The organism is Sphingobium chungbukense, from assembly GCF_001005725.1.
Lineage (GTDB): Bacteria > Pseudomonadota > Alphaproteobacteria > Sphingomonadales > Sphingomonadaceae > Sphingobium > Sphingobium chungbukense.
Map to the genome: position 1 here is coordinate 63,734 of NZ_LBIC01000006.1, position 23,072 is coordinate 86,805.

The 23,072-nt window shown below is 62.3% G+C and carries 21 protein-coding genes; 12 read left to right on the plus strand and 9 right to left on the minus strand.

The window, feature by feature from the left end:
* Positions 1–187: 187 nt before the first annotated feature.
* Genes YP76_RS13700 through YP76_RS13710 form a run of 3 tightly spaced genes read left to right on the plus strand, consistent with a single transcriptional unit; the run spans position 188 to position 4,391 of the window.
* Positions 188–2,101, plus strand: a complete 1,914-nt coding sequence (locus YP76_RS13700) for a TonB-dependent receptor plug domain-containing protein (protein WP_046764191.1) — start codon at positions 188–190, stop codon at positions 2,099–2,101.
* On the plus strand, positions 2,089–2,655 hold the full coding sequence (locus tag YP76_RS13705) for a YfiR family protein (protein ID WP_052757431.1): 567 nt from the start codon (positions 2,089–2,091) through the stop codon (positions 2,653–2,655). The genes YP76_RS13700 and YP76_RS13705 overlap by 13 nt, the downstream gene beginning before the upstream one ends.
* Complete coding sequence (locus YP76_RS13710; protein ID WP_046764192.1) at positions 2,652–4,391, plus strand: ATP-binding protein; 1,740 nt, start codon at positions 2,652–2,654, stop codon at positions 4,389–4,391. The genes YP76_RS13705 and YP76_RS13710 overlap by 4 nt, the downstream gene beginning before the upstream one ends.
* 136 nt (positions 4,392–4,527) lie before the next feature.
* Here the strand turns inward: YP76_RS13710 and YP76_RS13715 are convergent, their stop codons facing one another.
* Positions 4,528–5,145, minus strand: a complete 618-nt coding sequence (locus tag YP76_RS13715) for a TetR/AcrR family transcriptional regulator (RefSeq protein WP_046764193.1) — start codon at positions 5,143–5,145, stop codon at positions 4,528–4,530.
* A 204-nt stretch (positions 5,146–5,349) separates the two neighbouring features.
* Here YP76_RS13715 and YP76_RS13720 point away from each other — a divergent pair, with 204 nt between their 5' ends.
* The 5 genes from YP76_RS13720 (at position 5,350) to YP76_RS13740 (ending at position 11,914) form a co-directional block, all read left to right on the plus strand.
* Positions 5,350–7,626 carry a TonB-dependent receptor gene (locus tag YP76_RS13720; RefSeq protein WP_046764194.1) on the plus strand — a complete coding sequence of 759 codons (2,277 nt, stop codon included), beginning with the start codon at positions 5,350–5,352 and terminating at the stop codon, positions 7,624–7,626.
* A gap of 24 nt (positions 7,627–7,650) precedes the next feature.
* Positions 7,651–8,910, plus strand: a complete 1,260-nt coding sequence (locus YP76_RS13725) for a spinster family MFS transporter (protein WP_046764195.1) — start codon at positions 7,651–7,653, stop codon at positions 8,908–8,910.
* Between the two features lie 79 nt (positions 8,911–8,989).
* On the plus strand, positions 8,990–9,946 hold the full coding sequence (locus YP76_RS13730) for a chromate resistance protein ChrB domain-containing protein (RefSeq protein ID WP_084733165.1): 957 nt from the start codon (positions 8,990–8,992) through the stop codon (positions 9,944–9,946).
* Positions 9,943–11,346: a chromate efflux transporter gene (gene chrA, locus YP76_RS13735; protein WP_046764196.1), complete on the plus strand. Its 1,404-nt coding sequence runs from the start codon at positions 9,943–9,945 to the stop codon at positions 11,344–11,346. Before YP76_RS13730 ends, chrA begins: the two co-directional genes overlap by 4 nt.
* A gap of 148 nt (positions 11,347–11,494) precedes the next feature.
* The gene (locus YP76_RS13740; protein ID WP_046764197.1) at positions 11,495–11,914 is read left to right on the plus strand and encodes a hypothetical protein; all 420 of its coding nucleotides are present in this window, start codon (positions 11,495–11,497) and stop codon (positions 11,912–11,914) included.
* Between the two features lie 29 nt (positions 11,915–11,943).
* On the opposite strand, the gene YP76_RS13745 is transcribed toward YP76_RS13740, so the two are convergent.
* From YP76_RS13745 to YP76_RS13770, 6 genes are all read right to left on the minus strand, one after another.
* Complete coding sequence (locus YP76_RS13745; RefSeq protein WP_046764198.1) at positions 11,944–12,822, minus strand: oxygenase MpaB family protein; 879 nt, start codon at positions 12,820–12,822, stop codon at positions 11,944–11,946.
* Positions 12,823–12,824: 2 nt separating this feature from the next.
* A complete protein-coding gene (locus tag YP76_RS13750) occupies positions 12,825–14,330 on the minus strand; it encodes a TIGR01777 family oxidoreductase (protein ID WP_046764199.1) in 1,506 nt (501 codons plus the stop codon).
* Entirely contained in the window at positions 14,327–15,019 is a 693-nt protein-coding gene (locus tag YP76_RS13755; RefSeq protein WP_232307546.1) for a DUF4166 domain-containing protein, read from the minus strand. The genes YP76_RS13750 and YP76_RS13755 overlap by 4 nt, the downstream gene beginning before the upstream one ends.
* Positions 15,020–15,082: 63 nt before the next feature.
* Positions 15,083–15,661, minus strand: coding sequence for a GbsR/MarR family transcriptional regulator (locus YP76_RS13760; protein WP_046764200.1), 579 nt, complete (start codon positions 15,659–15,661; stop codon positions 15,083–15,085).
* A gap of 61 nt (positions 15,662–15,722) precedes the next feature.
* Complete coding sequence (locus YP76_RS13765; protein WP_046764384.1) at positions 15,723–16,076, minus strand: response regulator transcription factor; 354 nt, start codon at positions 16,074–16,076, stop codon at positions 15,723–15,725.
* A 3-nt stretch (positions 16,077–16,079) separates the two neighbouring features.
* A complete protein-coding gene (locus tag YP76_RS13770; protein ID WP_046764201.1) occupies positions 16,080–16,967 on the minus strand; it encodes an iron-containing redox enzyme family protein in 888 nt (295 codons plus the stop codon).
* Positions 16,968–17,146: 179 nt separating this feature from the next.
* On the opposite strand from YP76_RS13770, the gene YP76_RS13775 reads away from it, so the two are divergent.
* The 4 genes from YP76_RS13775 (at position 17,147) to YP76_RS13790 (ending at position 21,518) form a co-directional block, all read left to right on the plus strand.
* Positions 17,147–18,250 (plus strand): endonuclease/exonuclease/phosphatase family protein, encoded by a 1,104-nt coding sequence (locus YP76_RS13775; RefSeq protein ID WP_046764202.1) that lies wholly within the window; start codon positions 17,147–17,149, stop codon positions 18,248–18,250.
* Between the two features lie 200 nt (positions 18,251–18,450).
* Positions 18,451–19,413, plus strand: a complete 963-nt coding sequence (locus tag YP76_RS13780; protein WP_232307547.1) for a porin family protein — start codon at positions 18,451–18,453, stop codon at positions 19,411–19,413.
* Positions 19,414–19,444: 31 nt separating this feature from the next.
* Positions 19,445–20,245, plus strand: coding sequence for a YncE family protein (locus YP76_RS13785; RefSeq protein WP_046764204.1), 801 nt, complete (start codon positions 19,445–19,447; stop codon positions 20,243–20,245).
* A 295-nt stretch (positions 20,246–20,540) separates the two neighbouring features.
* Positions 20,541–21,518 (plus strand): transporter, encoded by a 978-nt coding sequence (locus YP76_RS13790; protein WP_232307548.1) that lies wholly within the window; start codon positions 20,541–20,543, stop codon positions 21,516–21,518.
* 102 nt (positions 21,519–21,620) lie between these two features.
* On the opposite strand, the gene YP76_RS13795 is transcribed toward YP76_RS13790, so the two are convergent.
* Together YP76_RS13795 and fdhD are read right to left on the minus strand one after the other, a co-directional pair.
* Entirely contained in the window at positions 21,621–22,094 is a 474-nt protein-coding gene (locus tag YP76_RS13795; RefSeq protein ID WP_046764205.1) for a CYTH domain-containing protein, read from the minus strand.
* 211 nt (positions 22,095–22,305) lie between these two features.
* A complete protein-coding gene (fdhD, locus tag YP76_RS13800) occupies positions 22,306–23,046 on the minus strand; it encodes a formate dehydrogenase accessory sulfurtransferase FdhD (protein WP_408640439.1) in 741 nt (246 codons plus the stop codon).
* Between the last annotated feature and the right edge of the window lie 26 nt (positions 23,047–23,072).

Below are 23,072 nucleotides of genomic sequence, written 5' to 3' on the forward strand. Positions count from 1 at the left end.
GAGGGAAATCCGCCATTGCCGGGCAGGACAGGGGAGTTGGATGGAACCGATATTCCATCGGCCCAGGCCGAGGGCGAAACCCCAGCCTTCCATTGCCCCAATTCCATCGCCTGGAAGGAACTTTCCCGATCCTAAAGCGTAACGCCCCCGTCGCATGCGGAAAAATCCGTGCGAAGGGGGGCTATCAATGATGTCACGGACTTGGGTTTCCGGGAGAGCGGCTTGTGTCGCCATCATCCTGCTGCCTCTGTCCGTGGGTCCAGCACTGGCCCAAAGCATCGAAGAACTGCGGGACATGCCGATCACCGCCCTGTCGAAGCTGGACGTCACCTCCGTCACGCGCTCGACGGCTTCGTTGGCGGACGCCCCTGCCTCCATCTATGTCATCACCCATGACGACATCGTCCGGTCGGGCACATTGACGCTGCCGGGCATATTGCGGCTGGCCCCCAATCTTCAGGTCATGCGCGGCGGCCCCAACGATACGGTCGTCACCGCGCGGGGTCTCAGCGGCAATGACGCGGCGCAAAACTTCTCCAACAAACTGCTCGTCCTGATCGACGGCCGCAGCGTCTACTCCCCCCTCTATTCGGGGGTTTACTGGGACATGCCGGACATCCTGCCGGAGGATGTCGAGCGGATCGAGGTGATCTCCGGTCCCGGCGCGACTTTGTGGGGATCGAACGCGGTCAATGGCGTCATCAACATCATCACCCGCGATGCCGGCGCGTCGCAGGGCCTGTATGGAACGGGCGTCATCGGAAACCGCACCTATGATCTGGGCCTGCGCTATGGCGGTCATGCGAGCGGGACCGCCAGCTACCGCCTGTTCGTCAAGCGCCATGAAAATTTCGAAAGCGCATCGGGGCGGGATGACGGCAACCGCCGGACACAAGGCGGCTTCCGGTTCGACTGGAATTCGACGCCCGCCGATGCGCTGATGGTTCAGGGCGACGGCTATTTCGGATCCCGGTCGCAGGGTGCCGCCCCCGACGAGCATTTACATGGCTATGACCTTCTGACCCGCTGGCGCCACAACATGTCCTCCGGCGGCTCGCTGCAACTCCAGGCCTATTATGACCATAGCGCCCGCCGGATCGAGAAGGACGGAGGCCGTTTCGCCCTCGACACCTTCGATGTCGAGGGCCAGCACAGCTTCACGCTCGGTCAGTCCCATGCGATAGTCTGGGGCGGCGGCGCACGCCTGAACCGATATGTGATCAAGGATATTCCCGGTCTGGCGTTCGTTCCCGACCGGCGCACCCTGTTCGTCGGCAATCTGTTTGCGCAGGACAGCATCGCCATCACCCCATCGCTGACGGGCACGATCGGTGCCAAGCTGGAACAGCGAACCTATGTGGACCTGACTTTCCTTCCGAGCGTGCGCCTGTCCTGGAAACCGGATGCGACAACATTGATCTGGGGCGCCGTATCCCGTGCCGTGCGTTCGCCCACGCCCTTTGACGAAGATGCGGTGGAATCCATCGGCCAAACCGTTATCCTGACCGCCCTTTCCAGCTTCCGATCGGAAAAACTGACCGCCTATGAGCTGGGCACGCGCCTGATCGTTTCACCGGGCGCTTCGCTGTCGGTGTCGGGATTCTACAATGTCTATGACGATCTGAGGACGGTCGAGCCAGCGCCCGGCGGCTTCCTGCCGCTGCGTTGGGGCAATGGGATCAAGGGCGATAGCTATGGCCTGGACGCGTGGGCCGATATCCGACTGGCGAACTGGTGGCGATTGAAGCCCGGTTACAGCCTGCTCGTCCAGAAGTTTCGTTTCAAGGACGGCGCCGTACCCCTGTTGGGACTCTCCCAGGTCGGAAATGATCCGAAACATCGCGCGACTTTGCGGTCCTCCATGGATATCCGGCCGCAGGTGAAGGTCGATTTCGACCTGCGATATGTCAGCGCCCTGCCCGATCCGCACGTTCCGGCCTATGTCGAACTGGGTGCAAGGCTCGGCTGGCAGTTCGATGACCGGGCGGAACTGTCCGTTTCGGGTTTCAACCTGCTGCATCGCCAGCATCGGGAGCTTCCGGCTTCGCAGGCCATGCCGCTCGGCCGCAGCGTATTCGTGGCGCTTAAATGCACGATTTGAACCCTTTCACGTCCCAGCGGCGAAGGTTCGCTTCATGGTGCCTTCCGCTGTTCGCCTGGGTGATTTGCGGGGCAGGACCCGTCAGTTCGCCCACGTCGCTCGAACGTGCGATCCAGGCGAATTTCCTCTTCAAATTCGCGCCATTTGTGGAATGGCCGCCGGACGCATTTCCCGCCGCGGACAGGAAATTCATCATCTGCCTGGTGGGGGAAGATCCTTTCGGCTCGTTGCTCGAAGATGTCGTCCGGGACCAAAGAATGATGGGCCGTCCGGTCGTCATCCGTAAGGTCGGCGGCGAAGGCGGCCCGGCGGGATGCCACATCCTCTTTGCGGGATCCTCGACGGAGACCAATTACGCCCCTTTCACGGCAACCGAAGGACAGCCGGTCCTTACCGTGGCGGACAAGGCCGCCGGCCCTGGCGGCGCGATGATAGAATTTGTCAGGCAGAATGGCCGCGTGCGCTTCCAGATCAATGATGGCGCGGCCCGCGCCCATGGCCTCCGGATCAGTTCCAAATTGCTCGGCCTTGCAATCATGGTGGACAGGAAATGACGCAAGCTCCGGAAAACCGGCTCAGCATGGGCAACATCATCGCGCAGATGGCGACCCCTCTGTCTGCCGTTCTGATCGCCCTGTTCCTCCTGGCAGCTGGCCTTGCCGCGACCTTCCAGCTCGAACAGCTCGGCCGCCTGGAAAAGCTGCGTCAGGTCACCGTGCAGGCCCAAATTCTTGCCAGCGGGATCGCCGCCCCGCTGGCGTTCGAAGATGATGTCGCCTTGCGGGAATATCTGAATGCCCTCAAGACCGATCCGCAGATCGTCGCGGTCGCCGCCTATGATGGCCATGGTGATTTCGCCGCGGGATTCGCCCGCCCGCCCGCCAGGTTGCCGCCCCATTTCCCCAAGGGTGGCGAGAGCGCCAAACAGGAATCCTCCGCCAACTCCCTGATCGTGACCATCCCCGTCATGCAGGGCAGCACAAGGCTAGGTTCGGTCTATCTGCTTTCGACCGTCGACAGCCTGTCGCGCCGCCTGACACGCTATCTTGGCATTGCGGTTATCGTGGTGGCGGCTTCCGTGCTGATCGTGATGTTGACGGCTTCCTATTCATCCCTGCGCCATGCGCATCAGAAGCTGCAAGCGGAGATTGCGAGCCGGCAGCAGGCGGAAGAAGCCTTGCGTCAGTCACAGAAAATGGAAGCCATGGGACAGTTGACCGGCGGGGTCGCCCATGATTTCAACAACCTGCTGATGATCGCGTCCGGCGGCCTTGATTTGATGGAGCGTACCCACGACCAGGCCAGGCAGGAGAAATTGAAAGCCGGGATACGCCAGGCGCTCGATCGGGGTGCAAAGCTGACGCGCCAACTGCTCGCCTTTGCACGGCGCACGCCGCTCCACCCGGAAGTGATCGATCTGCGGGAGCGCATCAGGGGGATGGACGCGCTGCTGGAGCGTTCGCTGGGCGAAAGCATAGAGGTCGCGATGCACTTGCCCGCCGACCTGTGGCCTGTCGAACTGGATGCGTCGGAACTGGAAGTGGCGATCCTCAATATCGCGCTCAATGCGCGCGACGCGATGCCCCGGGGCGGCACGATCATCATCGAAGGCACGAATTTGCCCGGCGGCGACGATGCTCCCGACCAGGTACGAATCGCGGTGACGGACAGCGGGGTGGGTATTCCGGCCGATCTGGTCAACACGATCTTCGAACCCTTCTACACCACCAAGCCGGTGGGCCAGGGTACGGGCCTGGGCCTCAGTCAGGTCTATGGCTTCGTGCGGGCTTCGGGTGGCGAGGTCCTGGTGGACAGCATCGTGGGCAAGGGAACCGCCATCACCCTGCTGCTGCCTCGCTCCCTGCTCACGCCGAGCAAAACCGGCTTGCCGGCCGATCCGGTGGCTGCTTTGGGTAGACAACGCATTCTCCTGGTCGAGGATGACGACACGGTGGCGGACACGGTCAGCGGCATGCTGACCATTTTGGGCTATGAGGCCGAACGGGTCGGCAATGGGGACGATGCACTCCATCGGCTGGAGCGGGGAACCGACTTTTCGCTGGTCCTTTCGGACATGATCATGCCCGGCGATGTCAGCGGAATGGAACTGGCGCTATCGATCAGGAAACGGTGGCCACGCGTGGCGACGATGCTGATGACCGGCTATAGCGCAGCGGCCGCCTCCGCAGCGAAAGAAGGCGTGCCGTTGCTGGCAAAGCCGTTCACGATCCAGGATCTCTCAGTCCGACTGGCCATTGCACTGGATCAGACAGCGACCGGAAAGCCGTAATCCATGCCATCGGCTACAGACAGATCAGCCTGTGAACAGCGCAGACATTCCATTCCGCAGTCCTGACGATTTCCCGCAGGATGAATTTCCGAACACACTGCCCCCCCCTATGCGGCATCACTTTCCGGCCAAGAGATCAGTCCCGGCCGCTCGCCCCGATCCCCCGCTCGATCAGCCCATTGACGATGCCGGCAACCTCTTCGGCCGGACGGCTGTCGTCCCACACGCCAAAGCGCAAGCCCAGGAACACATTCATGCCCATGATCGCCCAGGCATGGACTTCATCCGGTTCGGCACCGACTTCCCCGCGCGCCGCCGCCTCCTGCAAACGGACCAATATGCGGGCAGCCGTGCTTTCATAATGATTGCGATAGGCCGCCTGGTCGACGAATTCCGCCTCGTCGATGATGCGGTATATTTCCTTGTGCCCGCGCGCGAATTCCAGAAAGCTGAGCAATCCCAGCCGCTCCGCGTCGATGCCGTCCCGGGCCTGCGCGATGCGCGGCGCGACATAGTCGCGGACCTGCCCGGACATATCCGCTACCAGGGCGCGGAAAATATCATCCTTGGTGTCGAAATAGGTATAGAAGCTGCCCAGCGCACAACCGGCCCGCCTGGTAATGCCGCTGATCGATCCTTCGTGAAACCCCTTCTCCCCAAACTCCTCGGCCGCCGCGGCCAACAGCGCCCGGCGGGTTCGCTCCCCTCGCGCGGTGCGTGGCGCCTTGTCCCTTTCGTCCCCTGATTGGGCCATCCTCCACCTCACATCTGTGTTCTTTTTGCCGCAGCCGGCGTGCTCGTGTCACGCGTCTTTAATTGAAGTTGAAAGTCGGTTCAACTTTCATTATCGAATCGGAATAACAGCTTCGCGACCCGTTTCACCGGGCGCCGTTTCAGGAGAGGAACCGTCCATGAAGGCTCATCATTCCCTGCGTATCGCCGCACTCGCCTCCGCCGCATGGGCGGCGCCATCGCGCTTCCGGCCTTAGCGCAAAATGAAACGCCCGCCTTCGACAGTGGCAGCGAGATCATCGTCACCGCACGGCGGCGGGAGGAGAATATCCTCGACGTGCCGGTGTCCGTCACCGCCATTTCAGCCGAAAGCATCGCCAAGCTCCAGGCGAACGACATGGCGGGCATCCAGGGGGCCGTGCCGAACGTCAATCTGGTTCAGGGACGCGGTTCCAGCTCCAATTCCAACTTCTTCATCCGCGGCATCGGCCAGCCCGACGCGCTCCAGACCTTCGATCCGGCGGTCGGCACCTATGTCGACGGCGTCTATTTCAGCCGCATCCAGGGCGCGCTGGTGAACCTGTTCGACGTGGAACGGGTGGAAGTGCTGCGCGGTCCTCAGGGCACGCTCTACGGGAAGAACACAATAGGTGGCGCAGTCAACATCGTCAGCCGCAAGCCCAGCACCACTGATTTCAAGGCGATGGGCAGCCTGACCTATGGCAGCTACGACACCTGGTTGGCGAACGGCTATGTGTCCGCGCCGCTGGTGCAGGACAAGCTCGCCCTCAGCATCGCGGGCGTCTATGACAAGCGCGACGGCACCGTCACCGATCCGCTGACCGATCGCAAATATAACGACCGCGACACCAAGGCAGGCCGCGCGATCCTGCGCGCCACCCCCAGCGAGCGCGTGGAACTGATCCTGTCGGGCGACTATACCCGTCAGCGGACGGCGCCGACGCTGGGCTATGGCACCGCGCCGCTCACCAACGTGCTTTACAACTCCGCCTTCCAGGTGATCGGGGTGCCGGTGGTGAAGCCCGCCTATCCCTATGGCAAATATGATTACAAGGCGTCGACCAGCCTGGCGCCGGGCCAGGGCCAGCGGCTCGACCATTGGGGCCTGTCCTTCACCGCCAATGTCGAGTTGAACGACGCGGTGACGCTGACCTCCATCACCGGCTACCGCAAGCTGCGCCCGGATTATTATATCGATTTCGACGCCACCGAACTGGAAGTGGCGGACGCTTTCGTCGGCGTGCACCAGAAACAGTTCAGCCAGGAATTGCAGCTCAAATATGACAGCGGGCCATTGTCGGGCGTGTTCGGCCTTTATTATCTCAATGAGACGATCCGCTCCCATCAGGAGGCCTATGACGACAATTATCTCCAGGTGCAGCTCGCGCCCGGCGTCATCGTGCCGCTGCCCTTCACCCGCTATATCGACGACCATCAGAATGTAAAAAGCTACGCCGCCTTCGGGCAGATGAGCTATCAATTCACCGACAAGCTCTCGATCACGGCGGGCCTTCGCTATACCAAGGAACGCAAGCGCTATACCCGTTCGACCACCACGACGCTGGCGCCCACCCCCTTCCTCTTCCCCGCCAGCCTGCCCGCGCCCTATAACAGCCTCGACCATGTCGATTTCGACGCGTGGACGCCGATGGCGACGCTGTCCTACAAGCCGACCCGCGACACGCTGCTCTATGCGACCGTGTCGAAGGGTTTCAAGTCGGGCGGCTTCAATGGCCGCGTCAACAGCCTGGGCGACGTGACCCAGGTCGTGGACGGCGTCACCACCATCGTTCCCTTTTTCAAGCCGGAAACGGTGTGGAGCTACGAAGCGGGCGCCAAGGGCAGCTTCCTGGGCGGCCGGGTCAACCTGTCCGCCGCCGCCTTCTATTCCGATTACAAGGATTTCCAGGCACGCGTCGGCGGCGGCGCGACCGGCATTGCGGGCGGCTCCTTCCCGGTCGTGAACGCCGGCAAGCTGCGCATCTGGGGCGTCGAGTTCGAGGCGTCGGTCAAGCCCGTGCGCAACCTGAACCTCGCCGCATCGGTCGGCTATCTCAATGCCGATTACAAGGAGTTCAACGACGGCCGCCGCGCGCCCACCTTCTCCTGCAACCCGACCGGCAATACCATCACCTGCAAGCCGCCCTTCGCGCCGCCGATGACGATGCGGCTGGCGGCGGACTATACCATCCCGCTGGGCAGCGCGTCGCTGACCCTTGGCGGCGACATGCGCTTCGTCGACAAGCAATGGCTGTCGGTCGACAATCGTCCTGGCCTCTATGAGGACGGCTACACCATCGCCAACGCCTATGTTCAGGCCGATTTCGCGCAGGGCCGATATTATCTGCGCGGTGCGGTGAAGAACGCCTTCAAGGAACTGTACAAGACCGACGGCCAGGAATTTTCCAGCGTGGGCAATATCCAGACGGTCTATTATGGCGATCCGCGGACCTGGACGATCACTGCGGGCTTCCGCTTCTAAACGCGAAAAGGCATTGGCAGCGGCATGACGGAACAAGCGCAAGAAACAGCAAGCAAAGGCTATCGTGCGCTCGTCCTCGCCATGCTGCTGCTGGTCTATACCTTCAATTTCCTCGACCGGCAGATCCTCGGCATCCTTGCCGGGCCGATCAAGGCGGAACTGGGCCTCAGCGACACTCAGCTTGGCGCTCTGGGGGGCATCGCCTTCGCTTTGCTCTATTCGACGCTGGCCATTCCGCTCGCCCTGCTGGCCGACCGCACCAGTCGCACCTGGGTCATCACCGCGAGCCTCGCGGTCTGGAGCGGCTTCACCGCCCTGTGCGGCATGGCGGGCAGCTTTGCCCAGATGTTCCTGTTCCGCATCGGTGTCGGCGTCGGGGAAGCAGGCGGGGTCGCACCCTCCTATGCCGTCATCTCCGACTATTTCCCACAGCAGCAGCGCGCCCGTGCCCTTTCCATCTATTCGCTCGGCATTCCGCTGGGATCGGCCGGCGGCGTTCTTCTGGGTGGCTATATCGCGCAAACGGTGGAATGGCGGACGGCCTTCATCCTCGTCGGCCTGGCTGGCCTGCTGATCGCTCCCGTCTTCCGCCTCACCGTCCGGGAACCCGTGCGTCCGGCGGCGAAGAACGATGCCATCCCGGTCTCGGCGGTCTTCGGCATGTTGGCGGCCAAGCGTAGCTTCTGGCTGCTCGCATTGGGTGCGGCCTGTTCCTCGCTCTGCGGCTATGGCGTGGCTTTCTGGCTTCCCAGCCTGTTGATGCGCAGCTTCGGGCTGGACCTCATGGACGCGGGCCAGTTCCTGGGCGCACTGCTGTTGATCGGCGGGGTGGCGGGCGTACTGCTGGGCGGCTGGCTGGGGGATCGTCTGGGTGGGCGAGACAAGGCCGCCTATGCCTGGGTTCCCGCCGTCAGTTATATCGTCGGCATGCCGCTGTTCGTCATCGGCGTGCTGTCGGACAGTGTCACCTTGGCCTTCTGCTTGTTCCTGATCCCGCAAGCGCTGGTCTATGTCTGGCTGGGTCCCGTGCTGACCGCCGTCCAGCATCTCGTTCCCGCCCAGATGCGCGCCACGGCATCCGCAACCTTCCTGCTGATCAACAATCTGGTCGGCCTGGGCCTGGGGAGTTGGAGCGTCGGCGCCCTGTCCGACGCTTTGACGCCGCAGTTCGGCGGCGAAGCGCTGCGCTATGCGATCGTCGCGGCTCTCGTCTTCTACCTGTTGGCGGGCCTGTTCATGGCGCTTGCCGGAAAGGCGCTCCGCAAGGACTGGGTCACCGCCTGACGAGCGCCGCGCAACGAAAAAGCGAAACCATTTTGATATAGCTATTTCCGATAAACATAATTTATGATACATATGTATCATGATTTCGTCCGATACCAGCGTCTGGCTGGCCCTGCTGCATCAGCTACCGGCCAAACCACCCTATCTGCGCGTAAAGATCTGGCGCCGATTGCAAGCCATCGGCGCCGTGCCACTCAAAAATGCGGTGCACCTCTTGCCCCATTCGGCGGAGTCCGAAGCAGCTTTCCGGGACCTGTTGGAGGAGATCAACGGGAGCGGCGGAGAAGCGATAGTGATCGAGGCAAAATTGCTGGCCGGTCAGTCCGACAGCGATGTTCGCCTCCTCTTCGATACCGCGCGCGACGCCGATTATGACGAGATCGCTCAAGCGGCCCGGCGCCTGCTGGAGACGGGACCGGCGAGTGGGGCCGACATCGCAAAACTCCAAAAGCGGCTCGAAGAGGTGGGCAGGCTCGATTTTTTCGGCGCCCATGGCCGCCAGGAGGCCGAAGCCGCCCTCGCCGATCTGGACCGCCAGCGCTATCAGCATCCCGACATCGGCCGCAACGAACCGTCGCATATATCCGAACCGCTTGATTTGACCGGACGTACCTGGGTCACGCGCCGCGGCGTCCATGTCGACCGCATCGCCTGCGCCTGGCTGATCCGCCGCTTCATCGATCCCGACGCCCGCTTCAAATTCGTCGATGGCCGCCACTATGATCCGATCGGAGGCGAGTTCCGGTTCGACATGGTCGATGCCGAGTTCACCCATGAGGGCGACAGGTGCAGCTTCGAGATGCTGCTGCTCCGCGCCGACCTCACCGACGATCACGCACTGGTCGCCATTGGCGAGATCATCCATGAACTCGACATTGGCGACGGCAAATTCGTCCGTCCGGAGACCGCGGGCGTCGGTGCCATGCTCTCGGGCGTCTGCGCCTCGACCGACGACGATCTCCAGCGCATTGCCATGGCGAGCGAGGCGCTGAACCAGTTTCACGCCTTTTTCAGTAACAGGAAGTCAGACCGATGACGGCCAACGCCCCTTCCCTTGTCCCTTCAGATGCATCACCCAATGGCGATCATGGCATTTCCCTGGGGGAAGCGACCCGCGTCTGGGCACGGATAGCGGCGCTCAGCTTCGGCGGCCCTGCGGGGCAGATCGCGGTCATGCACCGTATCCTGGTCGAAGAGAAAAGATGGATCGGGGAAGAGCGCTTCCTGCACGCCTTGAATTATTGCATGTTGCTGCCCGGACCGGAGGCGCAGCAGCTCGCCGTCTATATCGGTTGGTTGCTGCACAAGACCAAGGGCGGGCTGATTGCCGGCGCGCTGTTCGTGCTGCCGGGGTTCCTCGCCATATTGGGCCTGAGTTACATCTATGTCCTCTTCGGCCATGTCTCACTGATCGAGGGGCTGTTCTTCGGCCTCAAGGCCGCCGTGCTGGCGGTGGTGGTGCAGGCTGTCGTGCGCGTGGGTTCGCGGGCGCTCAAGAATAATGTCATGCGCGGCATTGCGGCGGCCGCTTTCGTCTCGATCTTTTTTCTCGACGCACCTTTTCCGCTGATCGTGCTGGCTGCGGGGCTGATCGGCTATCTCGGCGGGCGCAGCGGCGTCCCCCAGTTCAGAGGTGGCGGCGGCCATGGCGCGGCGGGAGGCAATATCGTCCACGATCGCGAAACGGCGCTGGGCGAAGCCTTGCCGGATCATGCCAAACCCAATCTCGGCTGGTCGCTGCGGATATGCTCCATCCTGCTGCTGCTCTGGCTGGGGCCGGTTCTGGCGCTGTTCCTGGTCCTGGGACCGGACGACGTTTTTTCACGCATCGCCACCTTCTTCAGCCAGATGGCGGTGGTGACATTCGGCGGGGCCTATGCGGTGTTGGCCTATGTGGCGCAGGAAGCGGTCGGCACCTTCGGCTGGCTGCGTCCCGGGGAGATGCTCGACGGCCTCGGCATGGCGGAAACCACGCCGGGACCGCTGATCATGGTGACGCAATTCGTCGGCTTCCTCGCGGCGTTTCGCGATGCCGGGCCGCTCCCCCCTCTGCTGGCCGCAACCCTGGGCGCGATCCTCACAACCTGGGTGACGTTCGTCCCCTGCTTCCTCTGGATCTTCGCGGGCGCCCCCTTCATCGAGCGGCTGCGTGGCAACAGGGCGCTGTCCTCCGCTCTGACCGCCATCACCGCGGCGGTGGTGGGCGTGATCCTCAATCTTGCCATCTGGTTCGCCATCCACACCCTGTTCGGGCAGATCAGGCCGATCGAGACGCCCACCGGATCGCTTGACATGCCGGTGCTGGCTTCGATCAACATTCCGGCGGCGTTGCTGTCGGCCGGTGCCATGATCGCGGTGTTCCGCTTCAAACTCGGCGTCCTCCCCGTATTGGCCGCGTCCGCCACGATCGGCGCCGTCTATATCCTCCTGATCTGAACAGACTGTGCGTCTTCAACATGGCAAGAAAGAAGGACCATCCCCGATGCATTGAAAAGCGCAGCGATCGGTTTCCGGCACCTTTCGCATCTATTTGGTCCAATTTGATAGATATCATAGGATTGAAGCTTGTTCTTTCGATCCAGAATTGCATCTCGTCAGCCTTTTTAAGGGGGCGGGCGTGCGGATTCCACTTGAAGCTGCCATCGGTGCGGGAACCATCATCACGACGGCGAGCTATGCTTTGTTCAGTGCCGTCCGCCATCCGGCGGCGCTTGCCATGACAATAGGCAACGATGTGCCTCTCCGGTGGGTCGTTGCGACGCTGTTCCTGATCTTCACCCCGTCATTGTTCCTGCTGGGCGGATCGAGGGCCGCGCGCATCTGGGTATCCGTGATCATCATCATCGACACTGCATTGATGGTCACAATCGTGCGACATATCGGTCTGGAGGCCGCTTTGAAGACGATTCCCGCCAAACTCGCCGTCATGCATCTGTGCGGCATCGTCGCCCTGTGGATGCCGCGCAGTAATGCATGGTTCAACGATCGGCCGGCGGATGCATGAAGACGGGCTGCGGCAGGGCGCAGCCGGTCTCAGATGGTGCTGCGGAACTGGCGGTTCTGCCGGAAGGCCCAGCGCAGCATATGGGCGATAGTGAAAGCACCGCCCCGGATCAGGGGGGAGGCCAGCGGACGGATCTGGAAGCCATGCAATCGCTTCGCCCAGAACGGCAATATATCGACGGCCGCCTGCATCAACAGGGCCTGCGCAGGTTTCATGGCGGTGGATGGCGCGGGTTGCGACAGGATCATGCGGGCAACATCGCGGGTGCGTGCATCGACCCTCAACTCCGGCAGGAATGATGTGATCAGTGCCTCTGCCTCGACGCGGCTTTCGGGCACCGTGTCGGCGCCGAGCGCGCGCGCGACCTGCGCCGCCTGGGCAAAATAGCTGTCCTGATCCGCGCCGCTCATTCCCGGCTCGGCGAAGGCGATCCAAGCGTCCAGGAAAGCCATGGCCTCACACACATGCACCCAGGCCAGCAGGCGCGGATCGTTGGCCGCGTAGCGCGTGCCATCGGGCAGGGCGCCCTTCACATGCCCATGCACGCGACGTACCCGATCGATGGCCGCATCCGCATCCGCGCGATCGCCGAAGGTGGTGACTGCGATAAAGCGTGCCGTACGCCGCAATCGCCCCACCATGTCACGGCGAAAACCGCTATGGTCCCACACGCCGGCCAGCGCCGCGGGATGGAGCATCTGAAGCAACAGCGCGGTGACGCCGCCGATCATCATCGTCGTCACATCGCCATGGACGCGCCAGATCACCGATTGGGGCGGGTAGAGGGCGTTATCCGATCGGACGATTGGCTTTTCGCCGCGATCCCGATCGTTGAAGACGTCCTGAACTTGCCGCACCAGCATATGCCGCAGATGGCTGCTCGGCGGTAGAAGAAGCCCGTTGGCCATGATCAGAAGCCTTTCTCGGTAACGAACGGATGGAGAGGCGCATCGGTCGGTATCCGCTTGTCGGCGCCGGTGATGGCCGCCAGCGCCGCATCCAGGTCGGGATAGCGGAAGAGGAAGCCGGTTCGGGCCGCGGCGGCCGGCAAAACCCGCTGCCCGCTCAGCAGCAATTCGTCCGCGAAACCGCCCAGCAACCGGCGTAGCGGCCAGGCGGGTACGGGCAGCATGGCAGGGCGATGCAAGGCCCGCCCCAAGGCTGCGGTGAAGATGCGATTGGTGACCGGCACCGGCGCAGTGCCGTTGACCGGACCGCCGATATCCGACCGGGCGATGCAATGGACGATCAGGCGGACAAGATCGTCGCGGTGGATCCAGCTCATCCAATGCCGCCCGTCGCCGAAGCGGCCGCCCAGCCCATATTCGAACGGCGCCAACATTCGCGCCAGCATCCCGCCGCTGGCGTCCAGCACGAGGCCGGTGCGCAGATAGACCGTACGCACACCCAATCCCTCGGCGCGGCGGGCGGCACGCTCCCAGTTCAGGCAGACATGGCGCGAGAAGCACGGCCTACCCTCACTGTCTTCGCTCAGGCTCTCGTCGCCGCGAAGTCCATAGATGCCGATCGCCGATCCGCTGACCAGCACGACCGGCCGATGACGGAGCCGCTGCATCAGGCGAACGACATGCTGGGTCATGGCCATGCGTGAGCGGACGATGCGCTGGCGCTTGGCGCGGGTCCAGGGGCCGTTGGAGATCGGCTCGCCCGCCAGATTGACGATGGCATCGATAGGAGTATCGGATGCGATGGCGTCGAGACTGGTGACGATATGCACAGGGTTCGCGCCAAGCAGACGCAGAGCCTTGGCCCGGTCACGGGTCAGCACGGTGACATCATGGCCCGCACTGGCCAGCGCCTCGACCAGGCGGCTGCCGACGAAACCGGTGCCGCCAGTCACCAGAACGGCTTTGCGCGGACCGAGCGCAGCGGCGAGCGGCGCGGGATCGGCCGGGACGAGGCGTGGACATCGACGCGCCGCCGCCAGATCGCGCAGGCCCGATACGAACACACCGAAGGCGGCAATGGCGCAGAACCAGCTCATGATGCCGTAATGAACGGGCAAGATCGCGCTTGGCTCCCCTGCCCAGCCGGCCAGCACGGGGATCAGCATGGCGAGGATGACACCATAGTTGAGCGTCAACAGCGTGTGAACGACCCGCTCGGTCGCGGGCAGATGGCGGGTACGGTCTTCCTCGACGAAATCCCAGAGGGTGATGAACAATTCACCCGCCAGCAAAAGGATCAGCGCAATCGCCCAACCGCCCTGCGGCATGGTCCATCCGAGGCAGGCGAAGGCGAGCATATAGGCAAGGTTGCGCACGCCATGGAGGCGCAGCTCCATATCCTGACCCGGCCGCCAGGCGAGCCGTTCGGTTCCCTCATGATGATAGAAGGTGTCGAACGCGCCCATCATCATCTGAAGGGCGATGAATAGCCAGAGGGTGGTCGTCATGGCTGGTCCTCCTGTTGCCGGACGGGCTGGTCGTGGAAATGGCCGACTTGACGGATGATCTCGCCAAGCAGGCAGTGACGCAGGGACAGAGTGAAGGCGAACGCCCCTTCCCCCATGTCCTCATGATCGATGCTGAGAACGCCCGGGGCGATCCAGCGCGGCAGGCGCAATCGCAGCCGGCCGACGCAGAAGAAATAATGATGGCTGCAAAAACGGATACCGGTTTCGCTTGCCGCGACGGTCAGCGCGATACCGAATCCGGCGCCCAGATATTCCTCCAGACCGGTGGGGCCGGCGAACCGCTTGGCGCTGTGGATCACCTGGGGAAAGCCGCGCGGCCGGGCGTACATACGGGTCCAGACCTGCCCACCGCTGGCCCCATCCTCCGTCACCGTGACGACCGCCGCCATGCCGCCATCCCGGCCGAGCGGCAGCGGCGATCCGATCAGCCGACACGCCTGCGCCAGCAACCAGCCGAGAGGCCGCATCCGGCATGTCATCACCTGCCCCGCATAGCTCACCGATCCCCCGGGCAACAGACGCTTGGCGAACCGCGCCCGCACCGCCTGCGGCAGACTGTTCCATGCCTCCGCGCCAAGCAGCGCGCGGAAGCGCATATCTGGTATCTGATCGGCGCGCGGTCGGGGAAGGCCGTCGTCACCTATGCTCCGGATCGCTGCGCGCGCCATCTTCCCTTCCTCCAATATATTCGGTTATTTCTGTATAAAGAGAAATTGTGGAATGAAGAAAAGCTATTCAGCTCCCTTCTTGCTCCCCTTACCGCTGACGAACTTGAGTAGGCCCACGACCTTCGATCCCATGCGGATCAGTGTCATGATCTGGGCCGGCGGGACGTTCAGCATCTGCTGATACCAGCTTTCGACAATATTCATGAAGTCGTGCATCGAATGGAGGCGCTGGCGAACGGCGGAGCTGATCCGGGGATCGTCGGCATGCGCCATGGCGGCGCGGATCGCAGCCACCATGGGATCGATCTCTCGCTCCTTGCGGCCCTGCGCGACCTTGGTCGCCATCTGCCATAAATCGGTTTCCGCCTCATAATGATCGCGCCGATCCCCCAGCACCGGCACCCTCCAGGCCAACTTCCACGCGAGCAACTCGCGCAGACTGTTCGACACGTTGGAGCGTGCCATGCCGAGCTTGTCGGCGATATCCTCCGCCGTGAGCGGCCGATCTGACAGGAAAAGCAAGGCATGGATCTGCGCCACCGAACGGTTGACACCCCATTGCCCGCCCATGTCGCCCCAACGCAGAACGAATTGCTCCACAGCGGGAGGAAGGCTTTGCGATTCGTTAGATATTTCTGTCATGACAGAAATATCTAACGGGCATGGAGTAATGTCAATCGGAGATCACAATGGCTGAGCGGCGCTAATGCACGATCTTTTCGAGCGTGGGGATCAAGGCCCGGACCATTTCCATTCTCGGAACGACAGGCGCTTGGGGGTGTGCATTGACGACCGATCCACCGCAGGCACCTGAGCAGAACAGGAATGGAATATCATATTGCTCCAAGTCATCCGCCAACAGAGCGACATCCCCGTCGTGTAGATGGATGTCGAGTATGGCGGCCCAGGGAAAATGCATGGCAACCGCCGCGACGGCATCGCTAAGGCTGCTATATGGTCCATCCACCGCATAATGCGCATCTTCGAGCATGTCGGTGATGAGCGCGCCCAGGGCGGCGTCATCTTCAACCAGCAATATGGTGGGTTGCCCTGGCATCACTCAGGCCAGCCCGAAATGGGCGCGGTAGCGGGCGAAGCAACGCTCGCCGCATCGCAGACGGATCAAGGCGCCTTCCGCAATGGCTTTCGCACGGCGTGAATCCTCGGCCACCAATGGTTTGATGGCTTCGTCGTTCCAGTCGCGGCTATGCTTGATGTCGAGGACGGCATGCAAATCGAAATAGCGCCGTTGACTCGCCGTCAGCCCGATACGGCGCAGCGCACATGCTGTATGGGCGGACCGGGCCGGCGCCGTCAATTCGATAACGCCAAGTGCGCCGACGCTATGCCAGGCAAAGAAGCGTGAGCTAGCCATGGCCGTCATTGCGTTGGCGAGCGCGAGGCTTTCCCACACCGTCCGTTCGATACGAATGTCAAGGCCAAGAATATCGACGAGTTGGCCGAGCATGGGGCCGTGCATGCCCCGGACATTGCCCCGCCCCATCTCGTCCCAATAATTGCGGGCCAATTCCAATTTCGCTTTATCGGGCAACTTCACCTGGGTCATCGCCACCAGATCATCGAACCCAGCCTCGCCGGCGGCTTCCTGTCCCAAAAACCAGCGAATATCATTGATCGAGGCTTGGTCGGCCAGCCAGGGGAACAAACGATCCTGTTGGCCGGGGCCACTGTTTCTCAGTTCTTCGAACCATTCGATAAAGCCGTCGGGGTCCGTAGGAGCCTCAGTCGCCTCATCCGCGACCTCTCGGCGCAACTCTTCTATGAAGCCATGTTCCAGACGCTGCATACGCCGGTCGGCTTCGAACCTGGCCGCCGTCAATTCATCCGGGAAGTTCGGCGCCAACCGCTTCCGGTTCCATCTGCTCAGCTCTTCCTGAAAGTCCTGTTGAAGAAACTGCGATTGGAGCGAATTCCATAGAGTGGCCAAGACGGGTTCCTTTATATGCGTGGCTAAGAAATCCCCGTGAACCGAAAGTCGTTCCGCAAAAACATATTGATCGTGATCAAGTCTCGGACGTCGGCTCGCTGTTCATAATAGTGCCACACGATCGAAATCACGATGACCCAATATTGCGGTAGCCGCCCTTCAAATCCGGGGGGAGCACCATGTTCAAGACATTCTTCGCATTGCTGTTCGCGCTTTTGGCGGCACTCGCGCCTATCGGTACTGGCCGGATGGGACTGAAGGACCAGGCGGGCGCGGCAGAAACCGCGACGGGCGTACCGGGAGACAATGTGCTGTCGGTCATGACATATAATATCAAGGGTCTGCCCTGGCCGGTCGCGCTCGACCGGGCCGGCGCGCTGGATCGGATCGGCCAGCGGTTGGCGGCGATGCGTCGCGCCGCGCAGCAGCCGCACATCGTCCTGATGCAGGAGGTTTTCTCCTCCCAGGCCGCAGAGGTGGCCGCAATGGCCGGTTACCGGCATGTCATCATGGGTCCCGATACAGCCCTGCGCACAGCCACGACCATGGACGATGCGGACCGGCACTATATCGAGGATGGCCGCTGGGACCGGGGCGAAAATATGGGCAAGCCGTTGAACAGCGGTCTCATGATCCTGTCGGATTATCCGGTCCTTGGGATTGATCGGATGGCCTTCCCCGACTTTGCCTGCGCCGGTTTTGATTGCCTAGCCAACAAAGGCGTGTTGATCGCCCATCTGGACGTCCCTGGTATCGGACGGGTCAGCATCATCAATGCTCATCTGAACGCGCGCTCGGCGGCCATGGTGCCTGTCGCGCGATCGCAACAAGCCTTTGTACGGCAGGTCGATCTGATGGCACGCTTCGTTGTCCGGCACGTGCCGCGGGGACAAGCCATGATCCTGGGCGGCGATATGAATATCGGTGGCGACCTACAACGCCGGACCAGCTTCTTTACCGGCTTCAAGCGATCCGGTTTCTCCTTCGTCACCCCGGCTCTGGATGGTGCAAGCCAGGCGCTTGCACAAAGCTTGGCGGGCAAGGGTGATATGCAGAGGGACCTGCTTCACGCCGCTCGGCACGGCAAGGATTGGCTGTTCGCCCGCGACACAAGCGGCGCTGCCATGTCCGTTGCGAGCGCACTGGTGCCCTTCGGCAACGAAGTGGGCGGCGAACCGCTGTCCGATCATTTTGGTTATGTGATCGATTATGCCCCGCAGGGAAGGCATGAAAGGATCCACCTTGCCGAGCGCGGCGGGACTCGTCAGCCGGGAGCCCTTTGATGCGCGGCCGGTATTGCGGGCTCGCCGCGCCGCTCCTGTTGCTTGGCGGAACCGCCGAGGCACAGAGCGGCGATATGAACGCTACCTTTTCCCTTAAGCCAGGTCCACTACGCCCCATTTCGCGCACCCTGAACGACAGGAACATGCGTTCGCGATTTTACCGACTGGAAAAGGTCCTCGTCGACGATCGATCCCATGAAATGACGATGGTTTTCCGGCGTAAAAAGCAGCGGTTCAGTGGAGACCGGCTGGGCGGAAGGGATGAACCGGTTTCCACCGATGTCGTACCCCAAAGCCGAATGGTCCTGATGACCTTTGAAGATCGGATCCCGCTGACGGCGCAGCTGACCGCAAGGGCGGGGTTTCAGGGCATGAAGCTTAGTAATCGCGTCGCCAATGCCACTTCGCTGGACAATGATGAGCGCCTTCGCATGCGCGACTGGTTCATGCCACGCGCGACCGTCATCTGGAGCCCTAAGGCGAACGTCGACCTGATGATCGACTATAGGGAAAGCTTGACCGGCTATGGCGAGACCGGCCGGACCGGGCCGATGGCGATGACGAGGGAGGAATTTCGGGCATGGTCGCGCAATTTCCGGCCCGAACGGCACAGCCGCCTTCGTTTCGATGCCGAATGGCGACCGTCCACGGACCTCGACCTGGCCGTGACGGCTTTTCAGGGGCGCATCGATAATCGGATGCTGTTTATCGACCGTGGATATCTGCCGGTCAACGGCGGCTCGGCCAATCTTCAAGGCGCCACCATCAGCATCCGCCATCGCCTGTCGTCACGGTGGCACTGGTCGATGCGCTATGGTGCGACACAGCTTAACCGGACGGAAGGCGGCCGCGCCACCGAACAGGGTATGACGGTCCAGGCCGGTTGGAGCAGTGGGCCCTGGAGCGCATCGCTGAGCGGCACCAGAAGCAGCCAAGCTGCGCTGCTACACGAGGCCGCGGGATCGAGGGGGCCGATGCATATCGAAGGCGCGCTGCGGTACGAGATTGCCGGATTTGATCGCATGCCGCTCAACGTCTCGCTGCGCTTGACGGATTTAAGTCAACTCGCCGGCGATAAATTGTTGCGCCACGACCTTTCCGGAATTGCCCCTGCGACCGATCATGCGCGCGGGCTGATGCTGAATGTCGGCTGCAGCTGGTAGAAGCAGCCGGCATTTCGATGGAGGACGATATATGAAATGGCTTCTGCTCGCCGGTCTGAGCCTATCCGCGCCCACCCTCGCGCAGGAAGCGGGTTCTCTACCAGTCGCTCCTGTGAGCTTGCGCCTGCCCGCGCCCGAAGCCAATCAGGGCGCCGCGTCGGATGGCACCTTCGCCTATGCCATCGACAATGACAGGATCGGCAAATATCGCATCGATACCGGCAAGCGCGTAGCGCAGTGGAAGGGCGAGCGACGGCTGTTCCCCCACATGAACAGTTGTACCGTAGCCGGGCGGGAACTGGTATGCGCCGCGTCCAACTATCCCGCCGTGCCGCAGACCAGCGCGATCGAGTTTTTCGACACGACGACATTGCGTCATCTGCGAACGGTCAGCCTGGGCTTCGGCCCCGGATCACTGACGGTGCTTGATCGGCATGACGGCAAATGGTGGGCGGTATTCGCCAATTATGCCGGCAAGGGTGGAGAGCCGGGGCGCGACACACGCTACACATTGCTGGTTCGCATGGACGACGCCTTCCGCCAGGAAGCGGCCTGGACCTTTCCGGCAGACGTCTTGGCCCGTTTCGCGCCTTATAGCTGTTCGGGCGCAAGCTGGAGCAAGGATGGCAGGCTGTATGTGACCGGGCATGACCGTCCGGAAATGTATGAGCTGGCTTTGCCCGAAGCGGGATCGGTCCTGGAACTGCGCCGCACCGTCGGAATTGCGACGCCAGGCCAGGCGATCGATTGGGACCCCGTGCGTGGCGGGCGCCTCTGGTCGATCGACCGCGCGAAAAGCGAAATGATCGCAAGCGAAATCCCGCGCGATTAGAGTGATTGGCGGCGGGAAAGGATCATCGACGGCAGCCAAGCAACCGGGTCCACCCGACAAGATGGATCGCGCCGGGTTCTTCTCCGCCAGTTCGACGACGCAACCAGGCTGTCATGGACCGGGATTACCAATGCCCTTTCGCCCGGCGGAAAGGACGACTCGCATGAATACATGTCCTCGCGATCGACGTGACGGACTTTCCGTCGTGCCTGGATCGCCCTTTCCGACCGTCTTGCAGATCTTCGGCTGAGGGAGGTTTACGACGGAAGCACAAGATCCGCTGTTCCGGATTCCGGTGCCCACCCAGGGCATTGGACCTGGCCTCATCTGGGGTCTGGACTTTTCGTCTGATGGCGCAACCAGCCCGGTCGGCGGCTGCGATGCGGAAATGACGGGTCACTTCCGTTGGCTCCACCTCAATCTGGCGGATCATGGCACAAGGCTGTGGATCGCCGAACATCCGGCCCTTTCGGCCCAGATTCGCGAATTGCTGCTCGCTTCGGAGACGCATCAGCGTGCGCTGGTGGACGGGGACGGCATCGGTTGCGTGTTGCACGATTTCGAACGCGATTTCGATGTCGCGGACACGCAGAGGATCGGCGCACTGCGGATCGCGCTGGCGCCTACGCTGATGCTGACGACACGGCTGCACCCGCTGCGGTCCGCCGACATCGCCCGCCATCGGCTGGAACGGGTCAATGTCGCGACCGGCCCGGCGCAGGCACTGGACCTGCTGGTAAGCGCGATCACCAGCAACATCTCCGACATTGCCCGATCCCTGAGCAATGATGTCCGACAGGCGGAGGACGCCTTTCTGGATGGGCACCATCCGCCAGCCGCCCGCGATCTCGTTCTGATCCGTCGCCGGCTGGCACAGATACACGGCCTGCTGTCCGGCATGCGCGGCGTGTTCCAGCGGCTGGAGGAGGATGAGGAATTGCCCGCCCATCTGCGGCCGATCGTGGAGAAGCTGGTGCAGCGACTGCAATCGCTGGATGCCGACATATTGGAAGTACAGGGCCAGTTGCGGCTGCTGCGCGACGAGGTCGACATTCAGGCCGCGCAAAGGACCAACCAGAATCTCTATATCCTCTCGATCATCACCGCGCTGATGCTTCCCGCTACGCTGGTGACCGGTATATTCGGCATGAACACCGGCGGCATGCCGCTTGCCCAGGGCGCGCATGGGACGTTGGTGGCCAGCATGATCGCGACGGGTGCTGCCGGGATCACCTATTGGGTGCTGCGCTGGATGGGCTTCATGCGGCAATAGCGCGATTCGACGCCTTTTCCGAGACGGATCGGGACGATCACTTCCGCATTCCGACCGGTCCGACCAGATAAGGTTCCGAGTAGGAGGCGCCGATCGCCGGCTTCAGGCCTCCGCCATGACCATGGCCATTTGAGCAATGGCAGAATTGCGGAAACGGGGATCGTCGGTCACTTCGGCCCCCACCCAGTCGGGCAGATCGAACCGCTGGTCGACCGAACGCATTTCAACCTCCGCCAATATCAGTCCTTCCACCGGTCCATCGAACACGTCCACTTCCCAGGTCATTCCATCGTGGACGACGCGATAACGGACCTTCTCGATCACCTCGCTGACGCACAGCCGGTCGAGCATGTCCCTGGCATCGGCGAGCGGTATTTCATATTCGAATTCATCCCTAGCCAGCCCCGCACGCGCGCTCTTGACGGCGAGCCAGCCCCTGTCGCCGCAAATCCGGACGCGAACGCTCCCATGGCCGTCATGCGCGACATATCCCTGGCGCAAACGACGACCGGCATCGGCGCTGGCGCGCCATGCATCGTCGACGACGAGAAACTTCCGCTCGATTTCAACTGACATGGGCGTTCCATCGGGGGATCGCCGTCAGGTGGCGAACTGATCCACGTTAATTTATTCCCGCAATCAATGCGAGTCCATCCGTCGCACCCGGACGAGCATTCATCCCTCAAAGCCGGTCATGATGGCTTGACGCCCAACATGAGCGCTTTCCATGCGATCGAAATCATCCGACGGTCACGAAATCGCGGTAAAAGAAAGAGAGCGATCCGGTTCAAGATCCGTCTGCACAAACCCAGGCATTGCTCGCCAAAACCGCATCGGGCCGCGCCAATACCACCAGCGGCAAGCCTGCCGAAGCCGCCCGCTCCGCTGCCAACCGCGTCGGTGCGGAAATCGTCACCAGCAACGGACAGTCGGCCAATACCGCCTTCTCGACCAGCTCATAGGAACAGCGCGAAGACAGCAATGCAAAGCCGCCCTGCCAATCGAGCCCTCGACGCCACATCGCCCCGATCAGCTTGTCGAAGGCATTATGCCTTCCGACATCCTCTCGGGCCAGCAGGATCGTCCCTTCGGCCGTCGCCAATGCTGCCGCATGGGCTGCGCCGGTTCGCGCGTTGAGCGGCTGGAAATCCTTGAGATGCTCCAGCGCCCGGAATATCGCAGCTCCGTCAGCGCGCGATCGCGTCGTCACGGACGGCAGGGGCCGGATCGCCTGCTCCAGATTCTCGACCCCGCAAATCCCGCAGGAGGACTCCGATGCCCGATGGCGTACCCGGCTCAGCAATGCTTCCGTTCGCCCTTCCGGCAAGGTCGCACGCGCAACGATGCCGTGCTCCATAGGATAGGCGTCGACATCGAACGGCGCATCCTCCCGACCTATCAACCGCTCCGCAAGCGCAAAACCCAGCACCAATTCTTCGACATCCGTGGGGGTCGCCATCAATACGGCATAACCGATGCCGTTGAATTCGATCGCGACCGGCACCTCCTCCGCCAGTTCGCGGGTCACGGGCCCGCCCCCGCCGTTCGGCTTCA